This is a genomic window from Streptomyces sporangiiformans (assembly GCF_005768555.2).
GTDB lineage: Bacteria > Actinomycetota > Actinomycetes > Streptomycetales > Streptomycetaceae > Streptomyces > Streptomyces sporangiiformans.
On the sequence record NZ_VCHX02000167.1, the window covers coordinates 12,430 to 25,582 of the forward strand.

The following is a 13,153-nucleotide window of genomic DNA, read 5'->3' on the forward strand; positions in this document are numbered from 1 at the left end:
TCCTCAGAACTGGAGGGACTTGGTCTGGAGGTACTCCGCGAGCCCGTGCGAGCCGAGCTCCCGCCCCACCCCGGACTGCTTGTAACCCCCGAACGGAGCGAGGGGGTTGAACCGTCCGCCGTTGATGTCCACCTGCCCGGTCTCCAGTTGGCGTGCGAAGGCGACCGCTTCGGCCTCGTCCCCCGCCCACACGGCGCCGGCCAGCCCGTACACCGTGCCGTTGGCGATGCGCAGGGCGTCCGCCTCGTCCTCGTACCGGATGATCGACAGGACGGGCCCGAAGATCTCCTCCTGGGCGATCGTCATCTCCGCCGTCACATCGGCGAAAACGGTCGGGCTGACGAAGTATCCCTGCTCACGCGGGGATTCGGGACCGCCCGCGACCAGCCGGGCGCCCTCCGCGACGCCCTTCTCGATATAGCCGCGCACGCGCTGCCGCTGCCCCGCGTTGACGAGCGGGCCGATGCGGTCGGCGTACTTGGCGGCGGCGTCGGCGGCCAGCTCGACCGCCTCGTCGTACCGCGAGGTGTGCACCAGCATGCGGGTCCAGGCGCTGCAGGTCTGGCCGGAGTTGGACATCACATTGGCCACGCCGACGTTGACCGCCTTGGCGAGGTCGGCGCTCGGCAGGATGACGTTGGCGGACTTGCCGCCGAGTTCGAGGGCGACCCGCTTGACGGCCGCACCGGCGGTCGCACCGATCTGCCTGCCGACCGCCGTGGAGCCGGTGAAGGAGACCAGGTCCACCCCCGGATGCTCGGCGAGCGCCTGGCCGACGACCGGGCCGAGGCCCGTGACCAGGTTGAACACCCCGGCCGGAATCCCGGCTTCGTGCACCGCCTCGGCGAAGAGCTGGGCGGTCAGCGGAGTGTCCTCGGCGGGCTTGAGGACGATCGTGCAGCCCGCGGCCAGTGCGGGGGCGACCTTGTTGACGATCTGGTGCAGCGGATAGTTCCACGGCGTGATCGCGCCGACCACTCCGGCCGGCTCCTGGTAGACGGTCGAGTTGCCGACCTTCTCCTCGAAGGGGTACGTGGCGGCCAGTTCGGCGTACGAACCCGCGACCAGGATCGGCAGACCCACCTGCACCTTCTGCGAGAACGGCAGCGGTGAACCGAGCTCGGCGGTGATCGTCTCGGCGATCTCGTCCTTGCGGGCGACGAGAACGTCCCGGAGAGCCGCCAGCCGGGCCCCGCGTTCGGCGGGCTCGGTCGCCGCCCAGCCCGGGAGCGCGGCACGGGCGGCACGCACGGCGGCATCGATGTCCTCCGCACTGCCCGCGGGGACCGTGGCGATGAGCTGCTCGTCGGCGGGGTTCACGACCGGGATACCGGCCTGGGTGCCGATACCGCCGCGCCACTCGCCGCCGATGTACATGCCGTCGTGGGCCTTCATGACTTCCTCCCTGGCTGTTCCTGTCGTCCGCCCCTCAAACTAGCGGCGTTAGTTTTGGTACGCCAGGGGCGGCAGAGGAGCCGAGGTTCACCAGGCGGAGGAGCCAGGTTTCACCACCCCAGGTCCGGCGCATGGTCCGGGGCCGGGGAGATGCGCTCCCCGTACCGGTCGAAGACGAAGAGGTGGTCGAGGTCGACGAGCAGGGGGACCTGCATGCCCTGGCGGAGGTCGATGTCGGGGGTGGTGCGGACCACCAGATCGCCCGTGGGAGCGGGCAGTCGCTCCTCCCTGGGCTCGTACTCGTCGCCGTCCCGGTCCAGCACCACCACCGGTCCGGCCCGCAGGGAGACCGCGCGTTCCCTCAGCCGGTCGAGCACGGTCATCCGGGTGTCCCTGCGACGGCGTACGGTCGGCTGCGGGCGGGGGGCCTCCAGCTCCGGTACGACGGCGGGCTGCGAGCCGGTGTTGAGGTGCACCAGCACCTCGTGCCCCTGGTACTCGACGTGCTCCACCAGACCGCTGATCGGCACCTCGGCGGGTCTGGCCGCGGAGCGCGGGGCCAGGCGTACGGCCTCCGAGCGCAGGCCGACGATGACTTCGCGGCCCTGCTGCACCCGCAGCAACTGGTGGTCCAGGCAGAGGGGTTCGGGCAGCCGCAACGCCTGGCGGCCCAGGCCGATCGACATCGCTCCGTCGAGCGGCGCGCGGACGACGCCGCGCAGCAGATTGATCCGCGGGGTGCCGATGAAGGCGGCGACGAAGACGTTCGCGGGTCGTGCGTAGACCATGCGCGGGGTGTCCAGCTGCTGGAGGATGCCGCCGCGCAGCACCGCGACGCGGTCGCCCAGCGACATCGCCTCGGCCTGGTCGTGGGTGACGTACACCGTGGTGGCGCCCACCTCCCTGGTGATCCTGGAGATCTCGGCCCGCAGGTGGTTGCGGAGCTTGGCGTCGAGATTGGACAGCGGCTCGTCCATCAGAAAGGCGGAGGGGTGCCGGGCGATGGCACGGCCCATGGCGACGCGCTGGCGTTCGCCGCCGGAGAGCTGGTGGGGGTAGCGGCCCAGCAGGTCCTCGATGCCGAGCATCCGGGCCGTGGCGTCCACGCGCGGGGAGGGGTCCTCGCCGGGGCTCTCCATGCGCAGCGGAAAGCCGATGTTTCCGCGTGTCGTCATGGTCGGGTACAGGGCGAAGCTCTGGAAGACCATGGCCATGTTGCGCTCGCTGGGATCGAGGTCGTTGGCGTACTCGCCGTCGAGGAGCACCTCGCCCTCGGTGACCTCCTCCAGTCCGGCGATCATCCTCAACACGGTCGACTTGCCGCAGCCCGAGGGTCCGAGCAGGACGAGGAACTCGCCGGGCTTGATGTCGAGTGACACCTTTTCCACCGCGCGGATGCCGCGCTGGTAGGACTTGCTGACCCTTTTCAGGGAGATGGCGCGTGTCATTGCGTGGTTCCCCCGGGACTTCCGGTGTGCGTGCGCGGGAAAAAGTCGTGGGGGTCACGGAAACTAACGGACCGCACGGGCGCGGGGAAGACCATCCGAAGGATTGGTACGGTCCGTTTATGGAGTACCCGGAAGAGGATTCTCCGCTTCAACTCGGCGCACGCCAGCTGTGCGCGGGATCAGTGCCGCTCGTGCTCCGGCGCGGACGTCGCATGCTCCGTCTTCCGCGTCCGCGCGCCCCCCGTACGATGCGGCCGCAGCCCCAGCCCCGAGGCGATCAGCAGCAGTGCGCCCAGCATCACGAACGGGGCGGCCGTGCCCGCGACTCCGGCGATCAGGCCCGCGGCCGCCGGTGCCGCGGCCTGGCCCAGCCGGTTGCCGGTCAGACGCAGCGCCAGGGCCGTTGAGCGGGCGTCCTCCGGGGCGGCCTGGACCACCGTCGTCATCGACAGGGGCTGGCCGACACCCAGGCAGAAGCCGAGGGCCGCGAGCATCACGGCCAGCGCCCAGACCGGGACCGGCAGCGCGATGCCCGCGCACAGGACGGCCGCCAGCAGACAGGTCGTGGTGAGCAGCGCGGCCCGGCCCAGCAGCCGCAGCATCGGCGTCATCACCAGACGGCACGCGATGGTCGCCGCCGCGCGCAGGCTCAGCAGCAGGCCGATCACGGACGGCGCGATGCCCCGGTGCTCGCCGACCACCGGAAGGTACGCGGTGAGGATGTCCGTCGCCGAGAGGACGGCGAGGCTGATGAAGATGCCCGCGGGGACGCCCCGGCTGCGCAGGATGCGGTGCACGGGGGCGCGTTCACCCTGGCGGGTACGGGACGTGGCCGGCGCGCGGTGCTCGATGCGCCACAGCGAGGTGAACGAGACCGCGGCGCCCGCGCCGGCGACGAGCAGCGCGAGCGCGCTCGTGCCGGCCATGTCGGGGCCGCCGATCAGGGCGCCCGCGGCGATCGGGCCGACCAGCTGACCGAGGGACGCGCCGATGGTGAAGTGGCCGAAGTTGCGGTCCTGTTCGTGCGGCTCGGACTGGCGGGCCACGATCGACTGGGCGCCGATCACGAAACAGAGGTGCCCGAGGCCCATCACCCCACTCCAGGCCGCCATCGCGAGCAGGGAGTTCGCCGTACCGCTGAGGGCACAGCCACCAGCTATGAGCACGACGCCGGCCGGCAGCAGTGGAGCGCACCGGCCGTGGTCGGTCCTGCGGCCGAGCGGTACGGCGGCGAACAGCGGCAGCAGCGCGTACACGCCCGCGATGACACCGACCGCGCGCTCGTCCGCGCCCAGCGCGAGGGCCCGGTAGGAGACGGCGGGCCGGGCCATCGACACCGCCCCCTGCGCGAAGCTGAAGGCGATGACGAGGCGGAGCAGCCAGCCGCGGTTTGCACCGGGCCTCACGATGTGTTCCTCCAAGAAGGGTCAGGAGAACGGGGTCAGATGATGCCGAACACGATCCCCGCGCCGAGTACCACGAGCGACGTGAGCGCGGCCCACTTCACCACGAACTTGGTGTGGTCGCCGAACTCGACCTTCGCCATACCCACCAGGACGTACACGGCCGGCACCAGCGGGCTCGACATGTGCAGCGGCTGGCCGACGAGCGAGGCGCGGGCGATCTCCAGCGGCGAGACCCCGTGCGCGGCTCCCGCCTCCGCGAGCACCGGCAGGACGCCGAAGTAGAAGCCGTCGTTCGACATGAAGTAGGTGAGCGGCAGGCTCAGGAAGCCGGTGACGAGCGCCATGTGCGGGCCCATGCCGCCGGGGATGCTGTCGACGATCCACTTGGCCATGGAGTCGACCATGCCGGTGCCCTGCAGGACGCCGGTGAAGACGGCGGCGGCGAAGACCATGCCGGAGACGTTGAGGACGTTGTCGGCGTGGGCCGCGAGCCGGGCCCTCTGGTCGGGGATGCGCGGGAAGTTGACGGTCAGCGCGAGCGCGGCACCGAGGATGAACAGGACCGGGATCGGCAGCCACTCCATGATCATCGCGGTGAGGAGAACGACCGTGAGCAGTGCGTTGAACCAGTAGAGCTTGGGGCGCAGCGTCGGACGGTTGGGGTCCAGGCCCTGGAGCCGTGCGTCGTCTTCGGAGTCGTCACCCTGGGAGTCGTCCGAGCCGTTGGAACCGTTGGAACCGTCGGAGGACTCGGCGTCCGTCCCGCTGCCGGCGCCGCCGGTGGTCTTCGCGGTGCTGCCCTTCTTGTCGCCGGAGCCGCCCGAGCCGGCGCCGACGAGGACCGTCTCCGTCTCCGGCTCCTTCTCCAGGACGTCGGTCAGGCTCAGTACGCCGAGCCGCTTGCGCTCGCGGCGGCCGAGCACGTACGAGAGCGCGAAGACGAAGAGCAGACCGACGGCGAGGGCCGGGATCATCGGGACGAAGATCTCGCCGGCGTCGAGCTTGAGCGCGGTGGCGGCGCGGGCGGTGGGGCCGCCCCACGGGAGGGTGTTCATGACGCCGTTGGCGGTGGCGGCGACACCGGTCATCACGACCAGGCTCATCTTGAGCCGCTTGTACAGCGGGTACATCGCCGAGACCGTGATCATGAAGGTCGTCGAGCCGTCGCCGTCGAGCGAGACGATCGCGGCCAGCAGGGCCGTACCGACGACGATCCGCAGGGGGTCTGCCTTGCAGAAGCGCAGGATGCCCCGCACGATCGGGTCGAAGAGCCCGACGTCGATCATGACCCCGAAGTACACGATGGCGAACATCAGCATCGCGGCGGTGGGCGCGAGTTGACCCACTCCCTCGATGACGTAGTCGCCGAGCTTGGCCCCCTTTCCGACGAATACGCAGAAGAGTGCCGGGATCAGTACGAGCGCCGCGATCGGCGACATCTTCTTCATCATGATCAGGACCAGGAAGGTCGCGATCATGGCGAAGCCGAGGATGGTCAACATGAATGGTTACCTAACGTTCGCCCTTGAACAGCCACCAGGGCCGGCGGTTGGGCCGACGTTAGGGCGGGCCCGTAAGGGTTAACAAGATGTTGACGTGCGAGCAATAAGCGCAAAACTCCTGGTCACAGCGTTGCCCCTGTTGGCGCGACGTCGACGGGCACTCCGTTGAGCACCGCCGTGCCGGACAGCGGGTCGAGCAGACTGCCGTCCAGAAGCTGGTTGACGTTGACGCCGGGTGACGCGGCGGCATGGGTCAGCCGGGTGCCGGGCCGGTCGTGTCCCCAGCCGTGCGGCAGGCTCACCACACCGCGCCGTACACCGTCGGTGACCTCGGCGGGAGCGGTCACCTCTCCCCCGGCGCCCTTGACGCGTACGGGCGCTCCGTCCCGCACGCCGAGGCGTTCGGCGTCGTCCGGGTGGATGTGCAGGGTGCAGCGGTTGGAGCCGCCGGTGAGGGCGGGGATGTTGTGCATCCAGCTGTTGTTGGAGCGCAGATGGCGGCGACCGACGAGGACGAGGCCCTCGGGGCGCTCGCGCAGGGCGGCCCTGAGGCGTGGCAGGTCGTCGGCGATCGGCCGCGGCAGCAGTTCGACGCGCCCGCTACGGGTCTTCAGGGGCTGTGGCAGGCGCGGTTGGAGCGGTCCGAGGTCGATGCCGTGCGGCTGGTCCAGCAGCTTGTCGAGGTTCAGCCCTTCCGGTCGCAGACCGAATCCGTCGCCGTATGGGCCAAGGCGCAGCATCATGTCGAGCCGTCGCTCCGGGCCGCTCTCGCCGATGAGCGCGGCGGCGAGTTCGCGGGGGTCGCGGCCGTGCACCGGCGAGTGCGGTTCCTTGACGGACTTGCCGAGGGTCTGGTCGATGACCATGGCGTCGACGGCTTCAGGGTCCGCGCCGTGCATGCCGGTGGCCGCGAGGACGAGCCGGGCGAGGATCTCGGTCTCGGCCATGCGGCCCGGTTCGAGGGGGACGGCTGCGCGGGTGTAGCGGACCTGGTTGCGGATCGCGAGGGTGTTGAACGCGAAGTCGTGGTGCGGGCTCTGCGAGGGAGGGGGCGGCGGCAGCACGACGTGGGCGTGGCAGGAGGTCTCGTTCAGGTAGGGGTCGACGCTGACCATGAAGTCGAGCGAGTCGAGGGCCTTGTCGAGGCGTTCGCCGTCGGGTGCGGAAAGGACGGGGTTGGCGGCGACGGCGATGAGAGCGCGTACGGGTTCGCCGTCGTCGGTGGCGGTGTCGATCTCCTCGGCGAGCGCGGCCATCGGCAGTTCGGCCTTGGCTTCCGGGTACCGGCTGACCCTGCTGTGCCAGCGTCCGAGCGCGAAGCCGCGGCCGGGTCCCGCGGGGCGGGGCGTCTTGTCGGTGGCGGCCTGCGGGAACAGGGCTCCGCCGGGCTGGTCGAGGTTGCCGGTGAGGATGTTCAGTACGTCGACGAGCCAGCTGGCCAGGGTGCCGTGCGGGACCGTGCAGCTGCCGATGCGGGCGTAGACGGCGGCGGTGGGCGCGGCGGCCAGTTCGCGGGCGAGCGTACGGATCGTACCGGCGTCGATGTCGCAGGCCTCGGCGGCGGCTTCGGGGGTGAAGTCCCTTACGGCGTCGGCGACTTCCTCGAGTCCCTGCACCAATGGGGCGAGTTCGCCGAGGTCGGTGAGCTTCTCCTCGAAGAGGACATGGGCCATCGCCGCCAGCAGAGTCGCGTCGGTTCCGGGGCGGATCGCGACGTGCCGGTCGGCGAGTTTGGCGGTGCGGGTGCGGCGCGGGTCGATGACCGTCAGGGTGCCGCCGCGCTGTTTGAGGGCCTTGAGCTTGCCGGGGAAGTCGGGTGCGGTGCACAGACTCCCGTTGGATTCGAGCGGGTTGGCGCCGATCAGCAGCAGGTGGTCGGTGCGGTCCAGGTCGGGTACGGGGATCGCGTTCGCGTCGCCGTAGAGCAGTCCGCTGGAGACGTGCTTGGGCATCTGGTCGAGGGTGGACGCCGTGAAGACGCTGTGGGTACCGAGGGCGGTCAGCAGGACCGGCGGGTAGAGGGCGCCGGCCATGGTGTGGACGTTCGGGTTGCCGAGGACGACTCCGACGGCATGCGGGCCGTGCCGCTCCACGACCGGCCGCAGTCCGGCGGCGACCGCGTCGAACGCCTCCTCCCAGGTGGCCTCGCGCAGCTCGCCGTCCTTGCGCACCAGCGGTGTGCGCAGCCGGTCGGGGTCCGCGTCGACGGCCCCGAACGAGGCCCCCTTCGGGCAGATGAACCCCTGGCTGAACACGTCGTCGCGGTCCCCGCGGGCGCCGGTCACGCGTGTGCCCTCGATGGTGAGCGTCAGCCCGCAGGTGGCTTCGCAGAGCGGACAGATGCGCAGGGCGGTGCGGGAGTCGGGGGTGGTGGACACGGGTCCTCCCGGAGGCGCGGCGACGATGGCACGACGGCCCGACGGGATGCGGACCACGGTCGAGCATACCGATCGGTATGCAGTGAGGGGAGGCCCGGCGAGAGGTCACGTCGGAAATTCGCGCGCCGTCCGCCGTCCGCCCCCTCTCCCCTCACACGTCCGGCCTTCAGTCGAGTGACCTCGCGAGATACGCCCGCAGCAGCGCCCGGGTCTCCTCGATGATCCGTTCGTCGCCCGACGGGTTGAGGCGGAAGGCGAGTTGGACGAGGGTGTCGGCGGCCTCGACGGCCACCAGGAAGGTACGGCGGAGGTCGTCGTCGGGTTCGCGGCCGAGGTAGGCGGAGAGCAGGTCGGTGAGGCGGTCGGCGACGCGGGTGTTGGGTTCGGCGCCGCGGGTGCCGACGGGGATCTGGTTGCCGAAGTCGACGAGGGAGAAGCCGGGCGCGGTGCGCTTCATGGCGAGGTACTCGTCGAGCACGGCGTCCATCGCCGCACGCCAGCCACCTGGACCGACCTCTTCGAGGCGGTCGGTGACACGCTCGGCGTAGCGGTCGAGGTTGCGCTGGGCGAGGGCATCGGCCATGGCGCGCTTGTTGCCGAAGAAGCGGTAGACGGAGCCTATGGGGACGCCCGCGCGCAGGGCGACCGCACGGGTGCTGAGGTCGTCGTAGCCGACCTCGTCGAGGAGGTCGGCGCAGGCGTCGAGGATACGGGTGAGTCGTTCCGCGCTACGGCGCTGGACAGGCGCACGGCGGAGTGTGGTCGCGTGGGGCACGGGCTTCATGATGCCTTTCCGCGGGGACGCGGTGAACCGTGCCCCTCCCTACGCCCGTCGATGCCACTTTCCCTCATCGCCGGCGAGGTCCGGGCTCGGACGCCGTGATGTCCGCGGTGCTCTCGACGGGTTCACCGTCGACGGCCCAGACGGTGTCGTCGTCGGCGTACAGGCGCGCCGTGACCTGGTGCGTGCCCCGGGTGACGAGACTGCCGACCAAGTGGTGGACCGGGTCGCGGAGCACGGCGATGCCGCGGCCGTCCAGCCGGAGGAGGGCATAGCCGCGTCCTTCCACGGCCCCTTCCTTCGTGCCCGCCGGTGAGAAGCGGAACTCGCGGACGGTCACACGGACGTCCCAGCCGTCGTCGGCGTCGGGTTGCACTTCGATCGCGACCTCGGGTGCGCGCTTCTTGTCGATCTCACGGTAGTGCCGCCCCTCTTCGTCCGTGTCCTCCAGCACTTTCCCCACCGGTGACGGATTCACCCCATCGCCCTCGCCCGCGCCGCCGGAGTCGCAGCCCGTCAGCCCGGCAGGCAGGGCGGCGAGCAGGGCACAGACCGCGAGCACGGTGAGGAGTCCGCGCGTCCACGACATGCCGGGGAGATTAGGGCACCGCTCTGACAGGCGAATCCCCCTGAAGTCGGGTTCTCGGGCCCTACGGCGACCTTGACCCGATCGCGCCGTCTCCCGCCGTCTCCCGCCATCCCCCATGGTCTCCGCTTGCGCACGCCTTGCGCCCGGAAACCCTGAATCCTACGGTGTTGCATAGGAATCAAGAACGAGGGAGCGATCATGAACGGGGATGCGCGCAAGACCGCCGAGGCGCTGACGTACCTCTCGGGCTTCGGCAACGAGCACAGTTCGGAGGCGGTGCCGGGCGCTCTGCCGCTCGGCCGCAACTCACCGCAGCGCGCACCGCTCGGGCTGTACGCGGAGCAGCTGAGCGGTTCGGCGTTCACCGAGCCGAGGGCGCGAAACCGCCGTTCGTGGCTGTACCGGATCCGCCCGTCGGCCGCCCACCCGGCGTTCACCCGCACCGACAACGGCAACCTCCGCACGGCGCCCTTCACGGAGACGGTGCCCGATCCGAACCGGCTGCGCTGGGACCCGCTGCCGGAGCCCGAGCCGGGCACCGATTTCGTGCGGGGCCTGTGGACTTTGGGCGGCAACGGCGACGCGGCCCAGCGCACCGGCATGGCCGTGCACCTGTATCACGCCAACTCCTCGATGGAGCGGGTGTTCAGCGACGCGGACGGCGAGCTGCTGATCGTGCCGGAGAGCGGCGGGCTGCTGCTGCGTACCGAGTTCGGACTGTTGCGGGTGGAACCCGGGCATGTGGCGCTGGTTCCCCGTGGGGTGCGCTTCCGCGTGGAGCTCCTCGACGCCGGGCCGGACGGCGGGCAGAGCCCGGCCGCACGGGGTTATGTGTGCGAGAACTACGGGGTGCCCTTCGAGCTCCCCGAGCTCGGCCCGATCGGCGCCAACGGTCTCGCGAGCGCTCGGGACTTCCTGGCGCCGGTCGCCGCGTACGAGGACGTCGAGGGCCCGGTGGAGGTGCTGAACAAGTTCTGCGGCAATCTGTGGACCGCGACGTACGACCACTCGCCGCTGGATGTCGTCGCTTGGCACGGCAGCCATCTGCCGTACGTCTACGACCTGCGCCGTTTCAATGTGATCGGCAGCATCAGCCATGACCACCCGGACCCGTCGATCTTCACCGTCCTCACCTCCCCGTCGGACACGCCGGGCCTCGCGAACGTCGACTTCGTGGTGTTCGCCCCGCGCTGGCTGGTGGGCGAGGACACGTTCCGGCCGCCGTACTTCCACCGGAACGTGATGAGTGAGTACATGGGGCTCATCGAGGGCGCGTACGACGCCAAGGCCGCTGGTCAGGGGGGTTTCGTCCCGGGCGGGGGTTCGCTGCACAACATGATGTCGGCGCACGGGCCGGACCGGGAGACCTTCGACCGGGCGAGCGCCGCCGAGCTGAAGCCGCAGAAGGTCGACGACGGCCTTGCCTTCATGTTCGAGACGCGCTGGCCGGTGACCGCCACGGCCCAGGCGGCCCGCGCGGAGCACCTGCAGCGTGCGTACGACGACGTGTGGCAGGGCCTCGAACGTCACTTCGGCCCGTTGCACTGAACGCATCGTGACCGGTACGGATACCTCCGTGACCTCATTCGCCCCGGACTCGATCGTCCTGAACCGCAAACTGCCGCTCTGGTATCAGGTCTCGCAATCGCTGCGAGCCTCGATACTCGGGCGGTCGCCGGAGGACCCGCTGCGCCTGCCGACCGAGGAACAGCTGGCGGGGCATTACGGGGTGAGCGTCCTGACCATGCGGCAGGCGCTCAAGGAGCTGGAGGACGAGGGCCTCATCACGCGCCATCGCAGGCGCGGCACGTTCATCGAGCCGAGTGCCCAGCGGGGCACGCCGGTGCGGCTGCTCGGCTCGGTGGACGCGATCGTGGCCCAGCAGTCGGGTATGGCGACGGAGATGCTCGGTCACGGCACGGCGCCCGTGCCGGCCGAACTCGCCGAGTACTTCCCGGATCTGACCGAGGCCGCGACGTACCACCGGTTGCGCAGTGACGAGAAGACCGGCGAGCCGACGAACCACGCCCGCAACTACGTGCGGCCCGAGCTGGCCGCGCGCATCGACCTGAGAGATCTGGCCCGCTGGCCGATGACGAAGGTGCTGCGGGACGTGGTGGGCACGCACATCAGCCGCATCACCGACACCGTCGAAGCCCGCCTTGCGGACCCGGAGACGGCCCGTCTGCTGCAAGTGCCGCTGCTCAGCCCGATCCTGCACTACACGGGCGTCGCCTACGACGACGGCGGACAGGTCCTCGACGTGGCGGTCATCCACTACCGCGGAGACCGGTTCTCCTTCACGGTCACCCTCGACGCCTGAGCGCTCCGCTGTGAGGCCGATCTCTGGCTGCGGGCCCGTTTCAGGACCTGCTCCGGGGGCCGCCACCTCGCAGCCGCCACCCCGACACGGTCGCCGGCCACGTCGTACGATGCCGAGCGTGACGCACGACGACGCTCCGCTGCTCGCGGACCTCATGCCGTGGTCCGTCGCACCGCCGCGGCTTGGCCGGGGGTGGCCGACGGCACCCGACGCGGCATCCCTGAAAGCACGCTGGGACGCCTTCGTGAAGGCCGACGGGCCCGAACGTGAGGCGTTGTTCGGTGTCACACGCGCACGGAACCTGCACTCGGCGGTGGCTCAACTGCCGGGCCAGTCCAGCGGGACCGGCCGGCTGGCCCGCGCCTCGGGCCCCTGCCCGGAGCCCGTGCCGGTGCTGCACGGGCCGTTCGACGAGCACTGGCTGATCCCGGACCACCGGCTGATCGACGCGGCCCGCCCCGAGCTGTGGCGGGTGGCGGACGAGCGGCAGGTGTTCGCCGTCGAGCAGGCGGCCGCGCCCGACGGACCCGCGCTGCTCGTCGCGTCCGTCCTCGCCGTGATCCCGCCCCAGGCGAAGAACGTCCCCGCGGCCCGTCCCGGACGTATCCGGCCCCTGTACCGGCGCCCCGGCGGCCTCGAACCGAACCTGGCGCCCGGACTGGTCGACCACCTGGCCGAACACCTGGGCCACTCCCCCGCTCCGCTCGACATCCTCGCCTGGACCGTCGCGGTCGCGCGGCCGGGGCCCGACGGCTGCACCGTCCCGCTCACCGCCGACCCCGAACTCTGGGCGTACGGCACCGAGTTGGGCCACCGCATGCTGTGGCTCATGCGCCGCGACGGCGAACGCCCCAAGCTGCCCGGCGGCCGCCGCCCCTACGTGCGCGCCCCGCTCCCGGCCCGCCCGCTCGAGCTGCGCTACGACCGCGACGAGGAGGCCCTGTACCTCGGCGAGGGCCGCATCTCCCCCGTGCCGCCCGCCGCCTGGGACTTCGAGGTGGGGGGCGTACGGGTCCTGGAGCAGTGGTTCACCGCCCGGACCACACCGCCCGAACCCGGCACCCTGGAGGCCGTCCGCCCCGCAACGTGGCCCCAGACCTGGACGTCCGAGCTGCTGGAAGTGATCACGGTCCTGGCACTGCTGGCGGAGCTGAGGCCCCAGCAAACCGAGTTGGCGACCGGCACACCGGTCACGGCGGCCGAGCTGCGCCGCGCGGGCGTGCTCCCGGTTCCGGCGGCGGCGCGCCGGCCCGCCTCCGTGCTCGACCATCACGAAGAAGGCCCCGAGGGCCAGATCACCCTGATCTAGGGCTTGGGCGCTCAGCACTGGA

At 70.9% G+C, this 13,153-nt stretch carries 10 protein-coding genes; 3 read left to right on the forward strand and 7 right to left on the reverse strand.

The window, feature by feature from the left end:
* Nucleotides 1–3 precede the first annotated feature (3 nt).
* The 7 genes from FGD71_RS28490 to FGD71_RS28520 all read right to left on the reverse strand — a co-directional run bounded on the left by FGD71_RS28490 (nt 4) and on the right by FGD71_RS28520 (nt 9,499).
* A complete protein-coding gene (locus FGD71_RS28490; RefSeq protein WP_119103408.1) occupies nt 4–1,395 on the reverse strand; it encodes an aldehyde dehydrogenase family protein in 1,392 nt (463 codons plus the stop codon).
* Nucleotides 1,396–1,505: 110 nt separating this feature from the next.
* A complete protein-coding gene (locus FGD71_RS28495; protein WP_119103409.1) occupies nt 1,506–2,843 on the reverse strand; it encodes an ABC transporter ATP-binding protein in 1,338 nt (445 codons plus the stop codon).
* A 179-nt stretch (nt 2,844–3,022) separates the two neighbouring features.
* Entirely contained in the window at nt 3,023–4,249 is a 1,227-nt protein-coding gene (locus FGD71_RS28500) for an MFS transporter (protein ID WP_119103410.1), read from the reverse strand.
* Nucleotides 4,250–4,284: 35 nt separating this feature from the next.
* Nucleotides 4,285–5,751: a CitMHS family transporter gene (locus tag FGD71_RS28505; protein WP_119103411.1), complete on the reverse strand. Its 1,467-nt coding sequence runs from the start codon at nt 5,749–5,751 to the stop codon at nt 4,285–4,287.
* 122 nt (nt 5,752–5,873) lie between these two features.
* Complete coding sequence (locus FGD71_RS28510) at nt 5,874–8,129, reverse strand: molybdopterin oxidoreductase family protein (protein WP_119103412.1); 2,256 nt, start codon at nt 8,127–8,129, stop codon at nt 5,874–5,876.
* 166 nt (nt 8,130–8,295) lie between these two features.
* Entirely contained in the window at nt 8,296–8,913 is a 618-nt protein-coding gene (locus FGD71_RS28515) for a TetR/AcrR family transcriptional regulator (protein ID WP_119103413.1), read from the reverse strand.
* Between the two features lie 64 nt (nt 8,914–8,977).
* Entirely contained in the window at nt 8,978–9,499 is a 522-nt protein-coding gene (locus tag FGD71_RS28520) for a hypothetical protein (RefSeq protein ID WP_119103414.1), read from the reverse strand.
* A 198-nt stretch (nt 9,500–9,697) separates the two neighbouring features.
* Here FGD71_RS28520 and hmgA point away from each other — a divergent pair, with 198 nt between their 5' ends.
* The 3 genes from hmgA (at nt 9,698) to FGD71_RS28535 (ending at nt 13,131) form a co-directional block, all read left to right on the forward strand.
* On the forward strand, nt 9,698–11,047 hold the full coding sequence (gene hmgA / locus FGD71_RS28525; RefSeq protein WP_119103415.1) for a homogentisate 1,2-dioxygenase: 1,350 nt from the start codon (nt 9,698–9,700) through the stop codon (nt 11,045–11,047).
* Between the two features lie 28 nt (nt 11,048–11,075).
* The gene (locus FGD71_RS28530; protein ID WP_119103444.1) at nt 11,076–11,822 is read left to right on the forward strand and encodes a GntR family transcriptional regulator; all 747 of its coding nucleotides are present in this window, start codon (nt 11,076–11,078) and stop codon (nt 11,820–11,822) included.
* 109 nt (nt 11,823–11,931) lie between these two features.
* The gene (locus FGD71_RS28535; RefSeq protein WP_119103416.1) at nt 11,932–13,131 is read left to right on the forward strand and encodes a type ISP restriction/modification enzyme; all 1,200 of its coding nucleotides are present in this window, start codon (nt 11,932–11,934) and stop codon (nt 13,129–13,131) included.
* Nucleotides 13,132–13,153: the final 22 nt, after the last annotated feature.

What these genes read in the sequence shown, in the direction of transcription:
- FGD71_RS28490 (WP_119103408.1), bottom strand. Translation starts at nt 1,395, where the DNA reads ATGAAGGCCCACGACGGCATGTACATCGGCGGCGAGTGGCGCGGCGGT.
- FGD71_RS28495 (WP_119103409.1), bottom strand. Translation starts at nt 2,843, where the DNA reads ATGACACGCGCCATCTCCCTGAAAAGGGTCAGCAAGTCCTACCAGCGC.
- FGD71_RS28505 (WP_119103411.1), bottom strand. Translation starts at nt 5,751, where the DNA reads ATGTTGACCATCCTCGGCTTCGCCATGATCGCGACCTTCCTGGTCCTG.
- FGD71_RS28515 (WP_119103413.1), bottom strand. Translation starts at nt 8,913, where the DNA reads ATGAAGCCCGTGCCCCACGCGACCACACTCCGCCGTGCGCCTGTCCAG.
- FGD71_RS28520 (WP_119103414.1), bottom strand. Translation starts at nt 9,499, where the DNA reads ATGTCGTGGACGCGCGGACTCCTCACCGTGCTCGCGGTCTGTGCCCTG.
- hmgA (WP_119103415.1), top strand. Translation starts at nt 9,698, where the DNA reads ATGAACGGGGATGCGCGCAAGACCGCCGAGGCGCTGACGTACCTCTCG.
- FGD71_RS28535 (WP_119103416.1), top strand. Translation starts at nt 11,932, where the DNA reads ATGCCGAGCGTGACGCACGACGACGCTCCGCTGCTCGCGGACCTCATG.